Raw genomic sequence first — 18,760 nt, forward strand, 5'->3', positions numbered from 1 at the left:
AATTCGGAAAGGGTCGCCAGATTGGCGGCCCTTTTCATTTGGAGACCACATGGACCTGCGCGCGATTTTCATGGGATTGGGTTTTGCTTTGATGTGGAGCTCTGCCTTCACATCGGCCCGCATTATCGTGTCCGATGCGCCCCCTTTGTATTCACTGTCTCTGCGGTTCCTGATCTCGGGCCTGTTGGGTGTGATCATCGCACGCGCCCTTGGGCAAAGCTGGTCACTTACCCGAAATCAATGGCGCGCGGTGATCATCTTCGGGAATCTGCCAAAACGCGCTTTACCTTGGGCTGAACTTCGTCGCCATGCAGTGGGTCGAGGCCGGGCTTGCATCAATCATCGCGTCCACAATGCCGTTGATGGTCGCGTTCGCAGGTTGGACGCTGCTTGGTGATCGGCTGCGCCCTTTGGCAGTTGCTGGCCTGTTGGCAGGTGTTGTCGGGGTGACCCTGATCATGGGATCACGCCTGTCCGGTGGGGTTGATCTGACAGGAATGTTGTTGTGTTTCATCGCAGCAGGCGCTCTGACCGCAGCAACCCTTTCGGTGCGCACAGCATCTTCCGGCGGAAACCTTATGATGATCGTCGGCTTGCAGATGTTTGTCGGTGCGGGCGCTTTGTTCATCGCAGCGCTTTTCTTGGAAAGCCCGTCATTTACTCCAAGCCTGAAGCTCGGATTGGCCTTCACATACACAGTGCTTGTCCCCGGATTGATTGCCACGTGGATTTGGTTCGCGTTGGTCGGCCGGATCGGTGCGATTAAAGCCGCAACGTTTCACTTCCTGAACCCGTTTTTCGGCGTCGCAATAGCCTGGCTTTTGTTGGGAGAGGCCCTGAGCCTGATGGACTTCATCGGCGTCGCAATCATCGCCGTCGGCATTTTGGCGGTGCAACTATCGAAACAAAACCCCACAGAGACGTGAAGCAGCGCGCCTGCTTCGTGAGATGACTTTCGCGGCAATTTCCCGGACATTCCCAACATGGAACTTGTCTTTGGATACCTTGCGGGGCTTCTGACTCTGATCAACCCCTGCGTTTTGCCGGTGCTGCCCATTGTATTGGCGACCGCTTTGCAGGCCAGCCGGTTTGGACCGTTGGCCGTAGCCGCTGGGATGAGCGTATCCTTTGTAACGCTGGGTCTGCTTGTCACCGTGCTGGGTTATACAATTGGTCTGACCGAAGACATGGTCGCCCGCGCTGGTGCAATCCTGATGATCGGATTTGGCCTAATTCTGATGACCCCGGTCCTGTCAGAACGCTTTGCCACTGCGACTGCAGGTGTTTCTGCACAGGCGGACACGACGCTGGATGACGTGAACCGAAATGGCCTGTCTGGTCAGTTCCTTGGCGGCATCCTTTTGGGCGCGGTCTGGAGCCCCTGCATCGGCCCAACCCTTGGCGGTGCAATCTCGTTGGCATCGCAAGGCAAGTCGATCCCTTGGGCTGCGGCCATCATGATCGCTTTCGCACTTGGTGTGTCCACAATCATCATCGCGCTTGGCTATGGCGCACGGGCTGCAATCATGCGCAGACAGGCTCTAATGCGGCAGATTGCGCAGAAATCTCGCCCTATCATGGGCGCAATATTCCTGACGGTCGGGATCATGATTCTGTTCCGTTTTCATCACACACTTGAAGCCTGGGCTGTTCAGATCCTGCCTGCATGGCTCAATGACTTCTCAGTATCCCTTTGAACGGAGACCAACATGAACAGACGCGACTTTCTTTCCTTAACCGCCGCAGTGTCCCTTGCCCCAGCCTTAGCCCGCGCTGGCGCGATGGATTACGCACCTGGATTAGTCTCTAAAGCACTGGAAAACGGTGAAATAGTGTTTCTGGATTTCAAAGCCAGCTGGTGTTCAACATGCGCCGCACAAGAGCGTGTGATCAACGCCCTGAAGGCCGAGAACCCAGCTTACGACGATGCGATCACGTTCATTGATGTTGATTGGGACAAACACGGCAAGTCAGAGCTCACCAAGTCCCTGCGCATCCCACGCCGATCAACGTTGGTTGTCCTAAAGGGTGAGGAAGAGCTTGGTCGCATTGTCGCCGGCACATCCAAGGCGGATATCAAAGCCCTGATGGACACAGCACTTAACGCTGCTTCGGCTTAAGGTCGAACACGCGAAATCGGCTGAGGTTACGCCTTAGCCGATTTCACCACGTGGACCTTCGCCAATTTGGGCGCGATGCAGCATCAAGTGGTCAAGCATAACGCAGGCTGCCATCGCCTCGCCCACAGGCACGGCGCGAATACCGACACAGGGGTCGTGACGACCTTTGGTAACAACCTCGATCGCCTCACCGGTTTTGGTGATAGACTGGCGCGGTGTCAGGATCGAGCTTGTCGGCTTCACTGCAAATCGAACCACGATATCCTGACCGGATGAAATGCCGCCAAGAATGCCGCCCGCATGGTTGGACGAGAAAACAGGCTCGCCGTCATTTCCAAGAAAAATCTCATCCGCATTCTGGGTTCCACGCAGACCGGCGGCGGCCATGCCCTCGCCGATCTCAACGCCTTTTACGGCGTTGATCGACATCATCGCAGCAGCCAAATCAGTGTCTAACTTGGCATAAATCGGTGCACCCAGACCTGCAGGCGCGCCACGCACGACAACCTCGACCGCGGCACCAACCGAATCGCTTTCCTTGGTGCGCAAACGTTGCAGATAGTCTTCCCATTCCTGCACCGCGCTGGCATCGGGCAGCCAAAAGGCATTGCCATCAATCGCATCCCAATCGAACTTTTCGCGATCCAGATGCTTCTCGCCCATCTGGGTCATGTAGCCCTTGATCTCAAGCCCCGGAACCAGCGCCTTTAGCGCTTCGCGAGCAACCCCACCCGCAGCAACACGTGCCGCAGTTTCACGGGCCGAAGACCGGCCGCCACCGCGCGGATCGCGGATGCCGTATTTCTGCCAATAGGTGATGTCGGCGTGACCCGGACGGAATGTCTTTTCGATCTCGCCATAATCTTTGGATCGCTGATCGGTGTTTTCGATCATCAGCTGGATCGGCGTGCCTGTGGTCTGACCATCGTATACGCCCGACAGAATACGCACCTGATCAAGCTCATTGCGTTGGGTGGTGTTCTTGTTCTGACCGGGGCGGCGCTTGTCCAACCACACTTGAATCATCTCTGCTTCCAGCGGCACACCCGGAGGGCACCCATCAACCGTCGCGCCCAAGGCAGGCCCGTGGCTTTCACCCCAAGTGGTGACGCGGAAGATATGACCAAAGCTGTTCATAGACATAAGGGCGCTCCTTCATTCCAAAGCGTGATAGCGAAGGCTAATGCGAAAGGAAAGCGCCCCAGTTCATGACGATTGGCTTTGTTCACGCCTGCGATGTTTCGGCTTCGGTGACGGACCAGCATCATAACGCGGGTTCGGGTTGCGCAAGATCGGGCTGCGGACAGAGACCGACGGACGGCTTTCACGCCAAACGATGAACACACCCGAAGCGATGATTACGGATGCGCCAACGCCAACCCACATGTCTGGAAGCTCGTCGAAAAACAGGGCACCAAAAGCCGTCGCCCAAAGGATCTGACTGTATTGCGTTGGTGCAACTACAGCCGCAGGGGCAGCGCGATAGGCGGCGATGATCATCATCTGAGCGAAGACCGACATAACACCAACACTGGCGACCAGCCCCAGATCCGTAATCTGCATGGGGACATAGACGAAGGGCAAGATCAAACCCATGACCACAATGGAAGACAGCATAGGGTAAAGGATCATCACGGCAGTCCGTTCTTCCCCGCCAATTTTCCGCATAATGACCGACCCAAGGGCGGAACAGAACGCGGCGATCAACGCACAGACATGGCCGAAAGTAATAACTGTCACCCCCGGCCTTAGAACAATCAGAACTCCGACAAGTCCGACAACCACTGCTGCCCAGCGTTGCGCACGCACAGGTTCCCCCAAAAGCCATGCAGCCATCGCTGTGATCAACAGAGGGGTCGCAAACAAAAGCGCATAAACCTCGGCCAATGTCAGAACGGTGAAGGCATAAAAGGCGGATGACATCGCGATGACCGAAGTGGTGGCCCGGATCAGGATCAGCCACGGGTGATGTGGTCGGAAATTGTCGACCTGTCGATCTGCCAGCATCATCACGGCCATTGGCACAAAGGCAAACAGCATCGCAAAAAAGATGATCTGGAAGACAGCAAAGTTTGCGCCCAGCACCTTAATCACGGCGTCATGCGTGGCGAAAAGTCCAAAGGCTGCAAAGGCAAAACCAAGCCCGCGAAGGGGTGTTTGTGATGTGTCCGACATGGCCGGCTCCGATACTATGGGTGTTAGCGTTCACATTGCCGATTGTTACCTTTTGGTCAAGAGCATGGCCGCTATGCTTTTTGGCCCTACGAATTCGGGAAACAGGTCTTAGGGTAAATTGATAAACTTTTCATATACTTGCGCTGACCTGACCCCACCCGTGTAAGCCAGCCGTTCAAATCTGCTTGCCAATCCTTCGCGCATTGTGCACGAACGGGGCACCTCGGGGTGCTGTGGCAACACAGCTGAGATGCGCTCGCGCGCGGACCCGTAGAACCTGAACCGGCTAACACCGGCGGAGGGAAGGTAATTTGGATGTCCCAAATGCCCCCATCCGTTCGGCGCATATGGAGGACCCAATGAAGACAGCCCTTTCATTTGTCGCAGGACTTGCACTGACCGCAACCGCGGCCACCGCAGCGGATAAACCCGTGCTGCAAGTTTATGCTCCTGACTATTTCGCATCCGAGTGGGGCCCCGGCCCCTCGATTGAGGCGGGCTTTGAAGCCCAGTGCAATTGCGATCTGGAATTCGTGACCGGCGATGTGATGCCGCGCCTGATGCTAGAAGGCGAGCGCACCGAAGCAGACGTCGTCATCGGCCTGAACACCGACGTCACCGCCCGCGCCCGTGCGTCCGGCCTGTTCGCCCCGCATGGGTTGGACGTCAGTGGTTTGACCCTGCCTGTGGACTGGACCGACGACACTTTCGTGCCGTTCGACTACAGCTACACCGCCTTCATCTATGACAACTCCAAGATCACGGACGCGCCGACCAGCTTTGACGCGCTGCTGGCGATGCCAGACGACACCAAGATCGTCATTCAGGACCCGCGCAGCTCGATCTCGGGCTTAGCACTGCTGCTTTGGATCAAATCGATCTACGGCGACAAGGCGGGTGAGGCTTGGGCCAAGCTGACCCCGAAAATCCTGACCGTCACCAAAGGCTGGTCGGAAGCCTACGGCATGTTCACCGATGGCGAAGCCGACATGGTTCTGTCCTACGTCACCTCGCCCGCATATCACATCATCGCAGAAGAGGATCTGACCAAATCGGCGGCAATCTTTGACGAAGGCCACTATCTGTATGTGGACTTGGTTGGCAAAATCGCAAACACCGACAAGCCCGAGCTGGCTGATGCCTTCATGGCCTACGTGCTGAGCGAAGAGTTCCAGTCGGGCATCGCGACCTCGAACTGGTCCTTCCCGTCAAAATTGGCCGCCGACAAGCTGCATGAAGGGTTTGCGAACCTGCCCGTGCCTGCAAAAGCACTGGTCTTTAGCGAAGAAGAGGCCGAAGCGATCCGCAAACCGGCTTTGGACGAATGGCTCGCCGCGTCCACCAAATAAACCGCACCACCATCCTTGGCGCTTTGGCGCTTGGGGTGGTGGTCTGCCTGACCCTTGGCACGCTCATCGCTGTGGCGATGCGGGCCGAGGGCGGCGCGGGCCTTGGCCCGGCTGATTGGGCCGCGCTGCGCTTCACACTTTGGCAGGCGCTTCTGTCCGCTGCCCTCAGCGTCATCCTTGCAATCCCCGTCGCCCGCGCATTGGCGCGTCGCAGTTTTCCGGGCCGATCTTTCCTGATCACCCTTCTAGGTGCGCCCTTCATCCTGCCAGTGATCGTTGCAATCCTTGGTCTTATCGCTGTCTTTGGCCGCACTGGATTGATCAGCCAGTTGCTTGGCATTTTCGGGCTCGAGCCGATCTCGGTCTACGGATATCACGGCGTGATCCTTGCCCATGTATTCTTTAACCTTCCACTGGCAACGCGTCTGATCCTGCAAGGCTGGCTTGCGATCCCATCCGAACGCTTCCGCCTTGCTGCATCGCTTGGCATGGGACCATCCGACATCTCCCGCACGCTAGAACGCCCGATGCTGCGCGAGGTCTTGCCCGGCGCCTTCCTTGTGATCTTCCTGATCTGCCTAACCTCCTTTGCGGTGGCTCTTGCCCTTGGCGGCGGCCCTAAAGCCACCACCGTGGAGTTGGCGATCTACGAGGCTTTCCGCTTTGATTTCGATCTTGGCCGCGCCGCCCTTCTGGCGCTTTTGCAGTTCACCCTTGGCGCAACCGCAGCCCTTCTGGCCCTTCGTGTGGCGATCCCCGGCGATATGGGCACAGGGTTGGACCGCGCCATCACCCGATGGGACGACACCCGCCTGTTGCGCGTGCAGGACGTCACAGCGATCCTGCTGGCAAGCCTATTCCTGATTCTGCCCTTAACCATGGTTGTGCTGGACGGGTTACCACGCCTTCTGACCCTACCGGCCGAGGTATTCTCGGCCGCCGCCCGTTCCGTCATGGTCGCACTTATTTCAGCCGCAGCGACGCTTGCGCTGTCCTTGCCCATCGCGGCCTTCGCGGTACGTAGCTCATCGCGACTGGTCGAAAGCATCGGGTACCTGACCATCGCTGCGTCACCTTTGGTGATTGGCACCGGGCTGTTCATCATTGTGTTTCCCTTTGTGAAGCCATCAGACCTCGCGCTACCCATCACCGCTTTGGTGAACGCGGCCATGAGCCTGCCGTTCACACTACGCGCGCTCGTGCCTGCCCTGACCGCGATCGAGCGGGATTATGGTAAGCTGGCGGATGGGCTTGGAATGACCGGCATGGCGCGCTTGCGCCACCTTTGGCTACCGCGCTTACGCCGCCCGATGGGCTTTGCGCTGGGGCTGGCGGCAGCTTTGTCGATGGGCGACCTTGGTGTCATCGCCATGTTTGCAGACGGATCAAATGCTACTTTGCCCTTACAGCTCTACCGCCTGATGACCGCCTATAGGATGGAGGATGCCGCCGCTGCCGCGCTGCTGCTTCTGGCCATTTCCTTGGCGCTGTTCTGGGTCTTCGATAAAGGAGGTCGCGTAAATGCTGACCGTTGAAAACATGCGTATCGAGCTTGGGGAGTTTCACCTCGCTGGCGACCTGACAATTGCCGAAGGCACGCGTGTCGCGGTTCTTGGTCCCTCCGGCGCTGGAAAGTCGACGCTTCTGGCAGCCATTGCAGGGTTCCAACCGCTGACCGCAGGTACGGTCCGCTGGAATGGTGACGCAATGCCGAACGACCCCGCCGCGCGCCCGATCAGCATGGTGTTTCAGGACAACAACCTGTTCCCGCATCTGACCGTCGCGCAAAACGTAGGCCTTGGTCTGCGCCCCAACCTTCGTTTGACCACCGAGGATCACGCCCGCGTCACCCAAGCCCTGACCCGCGTTGGGTTGGAGAGCATGGAAGACCGCAAACCCGCGCAGCTGTCCGGAGGTCAGATCGCCCGTGTGGCGCTGGCCCGCGTGTTGCTACGCGATCGCCCAGTGCTGTTGCTGGATGAACCCTTCGGAGCCCTTGGCCCCGCATTGAAAGCTGAGATGCTGGATTTGGTCCGCGAGCTGCTGGATGAGACCGGCGCAACCCTTCTGATGGTCAGCCACGACCCCAAAGACGCTCGTGTATTATGCGATCAGGTGGTCCTGGTGGCGGAAGGTGTCGCGCATGCTCCCGTCGTGACGGATGAAATGTTCGCGAACCCGCCGGAAGTGATGCGGGAGTATTTGGGCGGGTGAATGATTTGCCGGCCTCCAATGCAATCATGAAGGGGGTCACGACGCGGGATAAATCAGTTCGGTTAGTTGAAGCGCCCTGTCGGCACGGTCCTCGATCTCAGCCTTATCCAACGGTCCCATTGCACCTGTCGCGCGTCTGATCTGCAGGTCCCCGATCAGAAGAGAAAGATAGCAATTTGTAAGTTCGTTTATGTAAGTTTCGGTGCCTAACGCTTCCCTTAGCAACTTCGCGACTATCGGAACCACGCGGTCACGGCCTTCTTCCGCCAAGATCTTGCCGAGCTTGCCAGAGATGTCGCCAGCAGCTGCTCTGTTAAGTGCTACCGCCTTGTCCGAGGTCACCATAGTCAAAAGCGCCCGACCAACCGCGCGCAATGCAGTTTTTCCTGTGTGACCTGTCGCTTGCGCTTTCTCAAGCTCGTCGACGATGACAAATGCATTGTTCCTAATCATGGCTGCGAAAAGACCCGTCTTGTCGCCATACCACTTATAAAGGGTTTCGTTCGACGCCTTGGCCGCTTTCGCAATGGCCAGCATAGACGCACCCTTGAACCCTTTTTCATCCAGTATCTTATACGCAGCGGCCTCAATTCTTTCCGCACGTTCACTTTGTTCCAAAGTCGAACTCCTCTGATGGCTTGACGAACACCGTACAAAAGTTTACGTCAGTTGCAAGCGTACATTAGTGTACGCATAGAATCGAGGACACTATGCATACCGAAACCCATACCGCAGCACTTGGTGCATTGATCATTTTGCAACTTACGATGCTGATGGCGTTGTTGTTCAAAATCCCGCCCCACCCACCGGAAGTCATTCCATTCGGGGGAATGGCGCCAGTGATCGGTGCATCACTATGTGCCGCTTTCGCAGCGCTTGTTTTTCGGGGGGAAGGGCGCAGTGGCAATGCTTTCATAATTTTCGCGTGCTTATTGGCGGCGATATCCTACGGCCCTCAGAAGTACTTTGATCCTGCAATCAACCTCGTCTGGCCTGCAGTCATAACCGCCCAGATCGCGATCATCGCGCTCATCGTCCCGATTGTACGACAAGCGTTTGCGCGTCAGTCAGCTTGAAGCGCAGGTTCTTCATTTCAGGCTGGTGAAGATATCGGTGAACTAGCATCCAAATCGGTCTAAAGACGTACCACTTAGAGGCCCGCATGGTCCCGCAGTGCTGACACTTCCCTACTATCAACTGAACAGAAAAGAGCGCCCCAAAGCGCCCTTTTCTGTTCCATTATACCCAACGCGTCCTTCCTTGAACTCGTTTGGAGCCATTCATATCTCTCCTTAGCAACCTCGTGTGACATTAAATTTTTAATTACTCATCACTTTAAGAAGGAAATGCTATGAAACGGAAAATTCTGACCCCTATTGTCGCTTTGCTTCTAGGGGTCTTGGGATATGGCGCATACGTTTACGCAAACGATCACGGTCGAAAAACCACTGATCCAGTGTTTGAGAACCTAGCTGGGTCGTTTGTAGATGGCGCATTACATTATCCGCTTAACCCAGATGTAAAAATCAGCTTTACCCCAGAGTTCCAATATCTTGGTGGGCAAAAATTTGTCCTCTACGGCAACATGGATGTTGAGCAACATATGTTTGCCAAACCGAACGCAGACGGCGGCACAGAAAGTGCGATCTTCGTGCAGTTCGAAAGCGTTCGTGCAGACATCGATTGGCAGTATGATTATTCAGGCTCTCCTTTACGGGAACAGTTTGGGCCATATGATTTCTTCACAGATACATCAGCAAGACTTCAACATCCAATATTCAAATATGGTCGCCCAGGATCCGATGGTTATATGTCCCGCAAGTTTTTGGCAAAAAAGGGTTTTCCCGCGCCAAAGAACTCTGCTTATGCGCGGCTTGTGCACTTGCCGACAGAAGATCGCAGGAGCGAGATGTTGATCGTTTTCTTAGATGACCTTTCACCGACGGGATTTTCCAGCCGTGATCTTAGATCAGGGGGTGATCATGTAGATGAGTGGCCTGCTTTGTCAGAAAAACACCTTGCAAAGCTGCGATCTGCCATGCGCGTTGAGCGGGCTGAATAATCCAGCTTCTCATCAACTAGATGGGAACCGCCGACTACGAACCTTCATCAAAAAAGGGCGCCCTAAGGCGCCCTTTTCTATTCCATCAAACCCAACACTTACGCGTCAAATTTTTTGCCTTTGTGCGGGGCCCAAAGCTTCTTGTTGGTCAGATACAGAAGCGAGGTCAGGAGGACCAGCATCAGCACGGCAACAAAGCCGGTCTGTTTGCGGGCCATCATGTTGGGCTCGGCAGTCCACATCAGGAAGGCTGCAACGTCTTCGGCCAAGTGGTGGGCCGAATTGTTGTGACCGTCGTCATAGTCGACGGAACCATCTTCCAGCTGCGGAGGCATTGATGTCCAGCCGCCCGGGAAAACGTCGTTTCCGTTCAGGTACTGGCCTGCAACTTCCTGTTCTTCACCGTTAAAGCTGGTCAGGAATGCCGCGATGTATTCAGCGCCACCCATGCCTTTGACAAGCTGGTTCAGACCGGTGCCTGCAGGACCGTGAAAGCCAGCGCGGGCTTTGGCCATCAGCGACAGGTCAGGACCCATGCCTTCACCCGATACGGTCGGGAAGAAGTCAGCCGGCACGCGAGCGCGGTCGTCATCCAGTTCCGGATCGAAGATGGTGAAGTTTTCGGCTGCATAAGCGCGCACTTCGTCCTGAGTGTACTCGGGACCACCTTTGTCTGACAGGGTACGCAGCGGGACGTAGCGCAGACCGTGACAGGCCGAACAGACCTCGGTGTACACTTTCAGGCCGCGACGCAGCTGTTCCTTGTCGTATTTGCCAAACGGTCCTTCGAACGAGAAGTCGACGTCATGGACGTGACCCCCGTCACCGGCAGCCTGAGCTGTTCCGGTGATAAGACCAAGCGCGATTACTGCGGATGCTGTGAGTTGTTTGATCATTGTTCTCGATCCTCTCACTCGGCTGCGCCGGGATAGTGGGCGTTGAAGTCTTCCTCGATCGTTGCCGGGGGTGTGGTCGGTTTCTCGAACAGACCCAGAAGCGGCAGGATAACAAGGAAGTATGCGAACCAATAAGTGGCACCGATCAGCGAAATCCAGTCATGCGGGAAGTTCGTGTCACGTGCACCCACCCACATCAGAACGACGAAGTCGATCAGAAGCAGGCGATACCACCATTTGAAGGCCGGACGATACTGACCCGAGCGAACCGACGATGTGTCCAGCCACGGTGCCAGAGCCATCACGATGATGGCGCCGAACATGGCCAGCACGCCGAAGAACTTCGCGTCGATGATACCACCGGTGATGAAGCTGACCGCTTGAACGGCCCAAACATCAGCAGTGAACGCACGCAAGATCGCGTAGAACGGCAGGAAGTACCATTCCGGAACGATGTGTGCGGGCGTCGCCAGAGCGTTTGCCTCGATGTAGTTGTCAGGGTGACCCAGATAGTTGGGCATGAAGCCGACAATTGCGAAGAAACCGATCAGGATCAGGCCCAGCGCGAACAAGTCTTTGATCACGAAGTAGGGCCAGAACGGCAGGGTGTCTTTCTTGACTTCTTCTTTCGAACCACGGCGCACTTCAACACCAGTCGGGTTGTTGTTGCCCGTGGTGTGGAAAGCCCAGATGTGAACGGCGACAAGCGCGGCGATCACGAAGGGCAGCAGATAGTGCAGCGAGAAGAAGCGGTTCAGCGTGGCGTTGTCCACAGCAGGTCCGCCCAGAAGGAAGGTCTGCAGCGGCTCGCCAATGAACGGGATCGCACCGAACAGGCCGGTGATAACCGTAGCACCCCAGAAGGACATTTGACCCCAAGGCAGAACGTAGCCCATGAAGCCCGTGGCCATCATCAGAAGATAGATGATCATGCCGACGATCCACGTGATTTCGCGGGGCGCCTTATACGACCCGTAGAACAGGCCACGGAAGATGTGGATGTACACAGCCAGGAAGAACAGCGACGCGCCGTTCATGTGGATGTAGCGGATCATATGACCGCCGTTTACATCGCGCATGATGTGTTCGATCGACGCGAAGGCCAGATCAACATGCGGGGTGTAATGCATCACCAGGATAATGCCGGTTACAATTTGCATGACCAGGCAGAAGGCAAGAACGATGCCCCAGATCCACCACCAGTTCAGGTTCTTCGGTGTGGGGATCATCAGCGTGCCATAAGCAAGGCCAACGATGGGCAGACGTTCGTCCAGCCACTTTTCAAAGCCCGACTTGGGCTCGTAATGGTCGTGAGGAATTCCAGACATGTAAGCCTCCCTTAGCCCAGTTTGATCGTTGTTTCGTCGACAAACTCGGCGACGGGAACGGGCAGGTTTTCAGGTGCCGGACCTTTGCGGATACGGCCCGAGGTGTCGTAGTGCGAACCGTGGCAGGGGCAATACCAGCCGCCAAACTCGCCAGCGCCGTCGCCCAAGGGCACACAGCCAAGGTGTGTACACACACCCATCATCACCAGCCATTCGCCAGTTTCGTCCATGGCACGATTTTCATCGTCAGCCGACAGATCCGCCGAACGGTTGTCGTTGCGCGCAAAAGCGTCGATCAGGTTGTCGGCGGTGTTGTCCGCACGGGCCAGTTCGATTTCTTCTGCGGTACGGCGGCGAATGAACACCGGCTTACCCAGCCATTTCACGGTGATCTGGCTGCCGACGGCAACGTCAGCAATATCAACGCGGATCGAGCTAAGCGCCCGAACATCGGCAGAGGGGTTCATTTGATTGACGAGCGGCCATACAGCAGCACCAGCCGTTACGGCTGCGGCGCCACCGGTCGCATAATAAAGGAAATCCCGGCGGGTTCCTTCGTGGTCGTCGGCGTGTGACACGAGCGCATCTCCCTAGCTAGGTTGCAATATGGCAACCGACACGACTGAGGACCGCTGGCGAAAGCGGTCCGTTTCGCGGCTGTTTATCTAACGAAACGCCCTCAGTCCAGAAGTCATTAGAGCGCAGGGGGTGGTTTTCAAGGGTTTGATCACGGTTGTTAGCGCCCGCAGCATATTTTGCCCGGTAATCGCAACTGGTTTTAACGAAATGGGCGACTCACGCTGGCTTCGTCGCTTTCATGCTTTCGCGCTCACAAAACACGGCAAACCAGTCGTCCAGAGCATCACGCCCTGTGCGCCAGTTTCGGTCGTCGTGGCGGAAGTCCAAATAGCCCAGCGCGCAGCCGACAGCGATTTGACCCATATCGAGCGGTCCGGAGAGGTGGCTCATCCAACGGGTGTTCAGCGCGTCCAGCGCCCCTTCGATCTTGCCCCATTGAGCATCCATCCAACCGCCAAACTGCATATCTTCAGGGCGGCAGCGGTTTTCGTAGACCATCAGCACACCGGCATCCATGATCGCGTCTGCTGTCGCCTCAAGCGTCAGAACCTCCCAAATGCGTGCCTCGGGATAAAGCTTCCCTCCGGCACGATCATCCAGATAACGCGTAACCACCCTGCTATCGTAAAGCGTCGGGCCATCCGGGCGGATCAGCGCCGGGATCTTGGAAAGCGGGTTGGCGGCCGTCACCGTTGGGTGCGGAGCAGTCGGCGAAGACATAACGTCAATGCGTTCGATATCGTCCTGTTGATCTGTTTCATGGATCAAGACCCGCACCTTGCGGGCAAATGGCGACGGGTTGGCCGATATCAACTGCATGGGTTAAACCCTCCGAAAGCGGATGCGGGTCAGGCCCACGGCGTCAACTTCGATCCCAGGTCCGTTTTCCCCAAGACGGATCACCCTGCGCATCCGGGCAGTCGCATTGACTTGCTCGCTGTCAGCGGCTTTCTCACGCCGCGCGGTCAGCCCTTCTGGGGCCTCATCCAACGCATCTTCAACACGCTGATCACGCCGACCACGTTCAACTGAACGCGCGATGGCATAGGTGGTTAAAGCAACAGCGCCATAGCGCAGCGCAACAACGGCGATTGGGGCAAGCGGTAAAGCCATAAAATCCTCCTTACATAGAAATGTAGGGATGCAGGGGCGCTATGTCCACTTATGCAGGGGGATCCGCATTGATTGAAGCTATTTGTCGCCAGAGTCAGACTTAAGCTTCTCAAGATGCTCCTGACGCATCTTCGCCGTCATCTCGATCCGGCGCTCATTTTGCAGGGCGCGTGCGCCGTCAATATCTCGTTTCGCTCGAGCATACCAAAATATGCCGACCAGACTGCTGAGAGCAAAGCTGTTCACAACAGCCATGGGTATCGAGATTACCGTCAACCCAAGCTCCCAACGGATTGGAAAACTGACCGCAGTGAAAATACCCCAAGAAAGCATCCAAAACAGAAAAGCCTCATTGGAAGCACTCCGCCGCGCATGGCGTGCAAGATATGCGTCGCTTTTGATTCTGTTGTGATTCAAGAATACCTCCACCCATTCCTATAGCTAGATAGGGTGTAACGTGAGTCTTTCAACCTAGGCGGGCGGTTCATTCATCAGTTTTGCTATTTCGGCAAGCTCTTGCCCAATGCCAGCATGCATCTGTTCAGCAGCAGCATTCCGCACCGCATCCGCTTTGTTCTGACCCAGTTTCCAAGTTCCGTCAATTCTTTCGATCTCAAGACGCATTGGAACAATCATGCGCTCCATTTTGGTTATTGCCTCAGATGACATCTTGTCGAACGTCCACGGGGCTTTGCCTTTGATCCGCGCCTCGTAAACCGCAGCCTGACGCACCAAAATGTCGTGAAGCGCAGATTGTTCAAGTGGAACCAAACGCCCGCGCAGGTGCACAGCGACATAGTTCCAAGTGGGCACCTGATCGTCAGCACCATACCAGTCGGGCGAGACATAACCATCCGGGCCGGTCACGGCGATAACAGCCTGTGTCACCTGTTTCAGTCGCGCGATGGGGTTGGAGCGGACCAGGTGGAACTCAGCCAACTTGCCATCATCTGACAAAAGAAACGGGATGTGAGACAGCAAAGCCTCATCCGTTGTCACGCAAAGCGTGCCGAATGCACGCGCCTGCGCGAAACTGATATTCGCTGCCTGCTCCGCGCCGCGAAAGGCTTTGTTGGGGTGCATGTCTCATCCTCGGGCAATTCTGCCTCGGAGATGATCAGACAATCAGCTGCTTGTCTACGATGCGGTTTGGAGTGGCCGTGATCAGCGCGCCCTCATCCTGCGGCTCATCAAAAACGACTTCCGCAAAGAATTCGGTACGGCCCATTGTTGGGTTTTCCATGAGAACCCGATGTTCACGCCCCACATGCTCCGACAAATGGCGCGAGACCTGGGCGTCACCAGCCGCGCGAAGCCGCGCCGCACGTTCTTTGATCACGTTGCCATTTACTTTGTTGGGGATCTTCGCAGCGGGAGTACCTTCCCGTTTGGAATAGGGGAAGACGTGCAGCCATGTCAGATCGCAGTCTTCGACCAGCTTTAGGCTATTTTCAAAATGCGCATCGGTTTCGGTCGGGAAGCCCGCAATAATGTCTGCGCCAAAGGTGATACCGGGGCGCAATTTGCGCGCCTCTTCACAAAACGCGATTGCATCATCACGCAGATGGCGGCGCGCCATACGCTTTAGGATCAGATCATCCCCATGCTGGAGGCTGAGGTGAAGATGAGGCATCAGGCGTGGCTCCGACGCAATCGCCAGCATCAGGTTCTCATCCGCCTCGATCGAATCGATCGAGCTGATCCGAAGGCGCGGTAGGTCCGGCACCAGACGCAGAATGCGCATGACCAAATCGCCCAGACGCGGTTCGCCCGGAAGGTCAGCCCCCCAACTGGTCAGGTCAACGCCGGTCAGCACGACCTCGTTGAAGCCGCGATCCACAAGGCGCTTGATTTGATCGACCACGACGCCCGCAGGAACGGACCGCGAGTTTCCACGGCCGTAAGGAATAATGCAGAACGTGCAGCGGTGGTCGCAGCCGTTTTGAACCTGCACATAAGCGCGGGACCGCGTACCGAACCCATCGATCAGATGGCTGGCCGTTTCAGTCACCGACATGATGTCATTGACCTGGACGCGCTCGGTCTCGCCGATCAGGTCGGGGGCAAGCCCCGCCCATGTTTCGGGCGACATCTTCTCGTGATTACCGATGACCGCATCAACTTCGTCCATCGCGGTGAAGGTCTCGGGCTCGGTTTGAGCTGCGCAGCCAGTGACAATCACTTTGGCGTCAGGGTTTTCGCGACGCAGCTTACGGATTTCCTGACGCGCTTTGCGCACGGCTTCGGCCGTCACGGCGCAGGTGTTCACCACCACAGCGCCCTCAACGCCGGCTTCTTCAGCCAAACGTTTCATTGCCTCAGTTTCATAGGCGTTTAGGCGACAGCCAAGCGTCGCAAAGACAGGAGTTTTCGCAGACATCTTACAGCCCCTTCAGGAAGGCTTGCGTCAGCTGGCCACTATAAACAAATGCGGTGGGGCCGGTCATCCAGACGCCATCCTCGCGCCAATCCAGCGTCAGCCACCCGCCATCCAGCTCCATCCGAACACGCTTGTCGGTGAGGCCACGCTGAAAGGCCGCCACAGCGGTCGCACAAGCGCCCGACCCACAGGCCAGAGTGATTCCGGTGCCACGTTCCCAAACACGCATGCGAATCTCATCTCGTCCACGAATCTCGGCAAATTCAACATTAGCGGCTTTGGGGAACAAAGGATCAGTTTCGAACCGCGGACCAATGCCGGCCACATCCACCGCTTCGGCGTCATTCACGAAGAACACACAATGCGGGTTGCCCATGCCAACAGCGACAGGATCCCCGTCCAGCGGCAGGTGCTGCAGGTCCACATCCTGCGACAGAGGCACCTCGTCCCACGTAAGCTGAGGTTGCCCCATATTCACGGCCACCAGATTGCCGTCTGCGCGTGCCTCCAAAACGCCGCGCGCGGTGCGGATCGTCAATGCATCCTTGCCCGTCTGATCCATGATGTACCGCGCAACACAGCGCGTTGCGTTTCCACAGGCCCCAGCCCGACTGCCATCGCTGTTCCAAAAATCCAGATCGACATCTGCCACATCCGAGCTTCGAATCTCGGCCAGTTGATCAAAGCCAACGCCGCGATTGCGATCCCCCAGCCCAGCAGCCAGTTCACGAGTCACAACAGCATCCCGCCCTCGTGAATCGATCATCACGAAGTCATTGCCCGCCCCATGCCATTTCATGAAGTCGAGGGCATTCATATCTGTGTCAGCATCAGCCATGTGCCGCGATATAAGCCCTTGGGAAAACTTTTGCCAGAGATCGTGCAGATTCATTCGAAAATGGGGTTGACCCCGCCCGCACCTCGCTTTAGTCACCGCGCACACAGTGTGGGCCGTTAGCTCAGTTGGTAGAGCAACTGACTTTTAATCAGTAGGTCGATGGTTCGAACCCATCACGGCTCACCACTTTCATCTTAAATATCAAGATGTTACGAGCCGCGCCATTGTGCGCGGCTTTCGTTTGTCCATTTGCAGGAAGCTATATGCAAGCAGCGGGACTGAGATTCGAATGTTGTTTCGCGGCAACTTTGGCTTCCTTCCCCGAATGGATAGAAGCCAAGCATCTCGTATTGGCGACAGATGTATCGCTTGCGAAAGTACAGGTTTATCAAAACACCAGATCAATCCGCCAAAAAGGAACAGGCAGAGCCTTCGCTCTGCCTGTACAAACTATTCGCCAGTTTGGTTTGGGATCAGGAAGCGCTGCCGATGAACGGGAAAGCCAGGAAGTAGTACCATTGGTACAACCAGTGACGATCCGAAACATCTGCGCGGGTCACCTCACATGTCCCCTCAGCACAATCACCATTGGTGTTGTGGGGCATGTTTTTTGCGCTGCAGGCAGAAAGGGCAGCGCAAAACCCGATCATGATGATCTTGTTGCGCACCTTAGTTCTCCAATTCCTTAACAGCTTCATCGCGAACTTCGGCCAAGCAGGCCTCGTAGGCGCTGGCAAAACTGTTCTCAAGAAGGTTTGCCAACGTTACCGGGCGATCCGCTGCGGCACAGGGGTCTTCCAGCGTTTGGGTCGGTGTGCAAGCAGCGGCTGTTATCAAAACGGCCCCAGCCATAACTGCATTCATAAGACGTGGCGTGGTCATGTGTGCGCCTCCAGCAGAAGCAGGTTCTTGTTAAACTCGGAAATCATTGCAAGCTGGGTCTGCAGCTCTTGCTCCAACTGTTTCTGTGCTGTCGGCTGTTCGTCGTAGATCGGCAGGATCTCTTTCAGCGCCAGTGCACGCGAAACGGCATGGTTCTTGAACTCATCAAGCTGCGCCACGGCCTTAGCATCGACCGATTGGGCCGGAGCATTCTTGGACGCATCGATCATCTTGTTCGACAAGATCAGATCAAAGCGTGTGTTCTTGCTGTCAGTCCGCACCGAATCCAGAACCTGTTCCAGCGACCAACGGCGGATCAGATAGTTCTTATGTTCCAAAATCAGGTTCGAAGCGACTTTGTTACCGCTTTCAGCTCCGATCATGCCGCCGACTACAGCGCCACCTACGATCAACGCCGGGTCAGAATCAATAATCAAACCAAGAAGTGCGCCGCGCAAAGCCCCACCAATTGCCCCTTTTTGGCGGGCATCGCGTGTCAGCTTTTCGTAATCACCAGCGCGTGCGCTAATCAGTTCCTGTGCATCTTCCACCGCATGATATTGCACCGGGCTTGTGTTTGCGCTTGCCTCTGGCACGGCTTCGGCGACCACGTCCGTTTGGCTGTTCGCGCTTTCATTGCTTACGCAGCCGCTCAGCATCAATGTCACCGCAGCTCCCGCAAGACTTAAAGTTGGCAGGTAGTTCATCCCCAAGATACCCTATCTAATATTTATTACGTCCAGCAAAATGCCTTCACACTGACATACGGAATCAGTGGAAAAACACAAGCATTCTGTTCCCCAGCAGACACATTTGAATGTCAC

At 56.2% G+C, this 18,760-nt stretch carries 22 protein-coding genes, 1 tRNA gene, 1 pseudogene and 1 riboswitch; of the genes and pseudogenes, 10 read left to right on the forward strand and 14 right to left on the reverse strand.

Translation table 11 applies throughout. From position 1 onward, the window contains the following. Window positions 1-49: 49 nt before the first annotated feature. The 3 genes and pseudogenes from AC0L6A_RS00875 to AC0L6A_RS00885 all read left to right on the forward strand — a co-directional run bounded on the left by AC0L6A_RS00875 (window position 50) and on the right by AC0L6A_RS00885 (window position 2,120). Window positions 50-926: pseudogene (locus AC0L6A_RS00875) on the forward strand (DMT family transporter). A gap of 57 nt (window positions 927-983) precedes the next feature. After that, window positions 984-1,697 carry a cytochrome c biogenesis CcdA family protein gene (locus AC0L6A_RS00880; protein WP_473291591.1) on the forward strand — a complete coding sequence of 238 codons (714 nt, stop codon included), beginning with the start codon at window positions 984-986 and terminating at the stop codon, window positions 1,695-1,697. A 12-nt stretch (window positions 1,698-1,709) separates the two neighbouring features. Then, entirely contained in the window at window positions 1,710-2,120 is a 411-nt protein-coding gene (locus tag AC0L6A_RS00885; RefSeq protein WP_473291592.1) for a thioredoxin family protein, read from the forward strand. 33 nt (window positions 2,121-2,153) lie between these two features. On the opposite strand, the gene aroC is transcribed toward AC0L6A_RS00885, so the two are convergent. Both aroC and AC0L6A_RS00895 read right to left on the reverse strand, forming a co-directional pair. Continuing rightward, complete coding sequence (gene aroC, locus AC0L6A_RS00890) at window positions 2,154-3,263, reverse strand: chorismate synthase (RefSeq protein ID WP_473291594.1); 1,110 nt, start codon at window positions 3,261-3,263, stop codon at window positions 2,154-2,156. Between the two features lie 63 nt (window positions 3,264-3,326). After that, window positions 3,327-4,295, reverse strand: coding sequence for a DMT family transporter (locus AC0L6A_RS00895; protein ID WP_473291595.1), 969 nt, complete (start codon window positions 4,293-4,295; stop codon window positions 3,327-3,329). Between the two features lie 214 nt (window positions 4,296-4,509). Continuing rightward, window positions 4,510-4,616, forward strand: a riboswitch (TPP riboswitch). Window positions 4,617-4,654: 38 nt separating this feature from the next. On the opposite strand from AC0L6A_RS00895, the gene AC0L6A_RS00900 reads away from it, so the two are divergent. Genes AC0L6A_RS00900 through AC0L6A_RS00910 form a run of 3 tightly spaced genes read left to right on the forward strand, consistent with a single transcriptional unit; the run spans window position 4,655 to window position 7,858 of the window. Beyond that, complete coding sequence (locus AC0L6A_RS00900; RefSeq protein WP_473291597.1) at window positions 4,655-5,644, forward strand: thiamine ABC transporter substrate-binding protein; 990 nt, start codon at window positions 4,655-4,657, stop codon at window positions 5,642-5,644. Further along, window positions 5,620-7,179, forward strand: coding sequence for a thiamine/thiamine pyrophosphate ABC transporter permease ThiP (locus AC0L6A_RS00905; RefSeq protein ID WP_473291598.1), 1,560 nt, complete (start codon window positions 5,620-5,622; stop codon window positions 7,177-7,179). The genes AC0L6A_RS00900 and AC0L6A_RS00905 overlap by 25 nt, the downstream gene beginning before the upstream one ends. After that, window positions 7,166-7,858, forward strand: a complete 693-nt coding sequence (locus AC0L6A_RS00910; protein WP_473291600.1) for a thiamine ABC transporter ATP-binding protein — start codon at window positions 7,166-7,168, stop codon at window positions 7,856-7,858. The genes AC0L6A_RS00905 and AC0L6A_RS00910 overlap by 14 nt, the downstream gene beginning before the upstream one ends. Before the next feature lie 36 nt (window positions 7,859-7,894). On the opposite strand, the gene AC0L6A_RS00915 is transcribed toward AC0L6A_RS00910, so the two are convergent. After that, the gene (locus AC0L6A_RS00915) at window positions 7,895-8,476 is read right to left on the reverse strand and encodes a TetR/AcrR family transcriptional regulator (protein ID WP_473291601.1); all 582 of its coding nucleotides are present in this window, start codon (window positions 8,474-8,476) and stop codon (window positions 7,895-7,897) included. Between the two features lie 92 nt (window positions 8,477-8,568). Here AC0L6A_RS00915 and AC0L6A_RS00920 point away from each other — a divergent pair, with 92 nt between their 5' ends. Further along, entirely contained in the window at window positions 8,569-8,934 is a 366-nt protein-coding gene (locus AC0L6A_RS00920) for a hypothetical protein (protein WP_473291602.1), read from the forward strand. A 275-nt stretch (window positions 8,935-9,209) separates the two neighbouring features. Beyond that, window positions 9,210-9,920 carry a hypothetical protein gene (locus AC0L6A_RS00925; RefSeq protein ID WP_473291604.1) on the forward strand — a complete coding sequence of 237 codons (711 nt, stop codon included), beginning with the start codon at window positions 9,210-9,212 and terminating at the stop codon, window positions 9,918-9,920. A 98-nt stretch (window positions 9,921-10,018) separates the two neighbouring features. On the opposite strand, the gene AC0L6A_RS00930 is transcribed toward AC0L6A_RS00925, so the two are convergent. The 9 genes from AC0L6A_RS00930 to dapF all read right to left on the reverse strand — a co-directional run bounded on the left by AC0L6A_RS00930 (window position 10,019) and on the right by dapF (window position 17,054). After that, on the reverse strand, window positions 10,019-10,816 hold the full coding sequence (locus tag AC0L6A_RS00930) for a cytochrome c1 (protein ID WP_473291605.1): 798 nt from the start codon (window positions 10,814-10,816) through the stop codon (window positions 10,019-10,021). A 14-nt stretch (window positions 10,817-10,830) separates the two neighbouring features. After that, window positions 10,831-12,144 carry a cytochrome b gene (petB, locus tag AC0L6A_RS00935; RefSeq protein ID WP_246928593.1) on the reverse strand — a complete coding sequence of 438 codons (1,314 nt, stop codon included), beginning with the start codon at window positions 12,142-12,144 and terminating at the stop codon, window positions 10,831-10,833. 11 nt (window positions 12,145-12,155) lie between these two features. Continuing rightward, window positions 12,156-12,722 (reverse strand): ubiquinol-cytochrome c reductase iron-sulfur subunit, encoded by a 567-nt coding sequence (gene petA, locus AC0L6A_RS00940; protein WP_473291607.1) that lies wholly within the window; start codon window positions 12,720-12,722, stop codon window positions 12,156-12,158. Between the two features lie 217 nt (window positions 12,723-12,939). Next, a complete protein-coding gene (locus tag AC0L6A_RS00945) occupies window positions 12,940-13,542 on the reverse strand; it encodes a glutathione S-transferase (RefSeq protein WP_473291608.1) in 603 nt (200 codons plus the stop codon). Window positions 13,543-13,545: 3 nt separating this feature from the next. After that, complete coding sequence (locus tag AC0L6A_RS00950; RefSeq protein ID WP_473291610.1) at window positions 13,546-13,836, reverse strand: hypothetical protein; 291 nt, start codon at window positions 13,834-13,836, stop codon at window positions 13,546-13,548. A gap of 78 nt (window positions 13,837-13,914) precedes the next feature. Beyond that, window positions 13,915-14,169 carry a hypothetical protein gene (locus AC0L6A_RS00955; RefSeq protein WP_473291611.1) on the reverse strand — a complete coding sequence of 85 codons (255 nt, stop codon included), beginning with the start codon at window positions 14,167-14,169 and terminating at the stop codon, window positions 13,915-13,917. 138 nt (window positions 14,170-14,307) lie between these two features. Further along, the gene (locus tag AC0L6A_RS00960; RefSeq protein WP_473291612.1) at window positions 14,308-14,919 is read right to left on the reverse strand and encodes an FMN-binding negative transcriptional regulator; all 612 of its coding nucleotides are present in this window, start codon (window positions 14,917-14,919) and stop codon (window positions 14,308-14,310) included. Between the two features lie 34 nt (window positions 14,920-14,953). Continuing rightward, window positions 14,954-16,216, reverse strand: a complete 1,263-nt coding sequence (gene mtaB, locus AC0L6A_RS00965; protein ID WP_473291614.1) for a tRNA (N(6)-L-threonylcarbamoyladenosine(37)-C(2))-methylthiotransferase MtaB — start codon at window positions 16,214-16,216, stop codon at window positions 14,954-14,956. Between the two features lies 1 nt (window position 16,217). Further along, the gene (gene dapF / locus AC0L6A_RS00970; RefSeq protein ID WP_473291615.1) at window positions 16,218-17,054 is read right to left on the reverse strand and encodes a diaminopimelate epimerase; all 837 of its coding nucleotides are present in this window, start codon (window positions 17,052-17,054) and stop codon (window positions 16,218-16,220) included. Window positions 17,055-17,164: 110 nt separating this feature from the next. Between dapF and AC0L6A_RS00975 the strand changes: the two genes are divergently transcribed. Next, window positions 17,165-17,240: transfer RNA gene (locus AC0L6A_RS00975), tRNA-Lys, on the forward strand. A 77-nt stretch (window positions 17,241-17,317) separates the two neighbouring features. Beyond that, window positions 17,318-17,743 carry a hypothetical protein gene (locus AC0L6A_RS00980; RefSeq protein WP_473291617.1) on the forward strand — a complete coding sequence of 142 codons (426 nt, stop codon included), beginning with the start codon at window positions 17,318-17,320 and terminating at the stop codon, window positions 17,741-17,743. Here AC0L6A_RS00980 and AC0L6A_RS00985 read toward each other — a convergent pair. Both AC0L6A_RS00985 and AC0L6A_RS00990 read right to left on the reverse strand, forming a co-directional pair. After that, window positions 17,724-17,936, reverse strand: a complete 213-nt coding sequence (locus AC0L6A_RS00985; RefSeq protein WP_473291618.1) for a hypothetical protein — start codon at window positions 17,934-17,936, stop codon at window positions 17,724-17,726. The two genes, AC0L6A_RS00980 and AC0L6A_RS00985, sit on opposite strands and share 20 nt — an antisense overlap. Continuing rightward, complete coding sequence (locus AC0L6A_RS00990; RefSeq protein ID WP_473291619.1) at window positions 17,933-18,643, reverse strand: glycine zipper 2TM domain-containing protein; 711 nt, start codon at window positions 18,641-18,643, stop codon at window positions 17,933-17,935. Before AC0L6A_RS00990 ends, AC0L6A_RS00985 begins: the two co-directional genes overlap by 4 nt. Window positions 18,644-18,760 lie beyond the last annotated feature (117 nt).

Source organism: Aliiroseovarius sp. D2-2 (assembly GCF_055809455.1).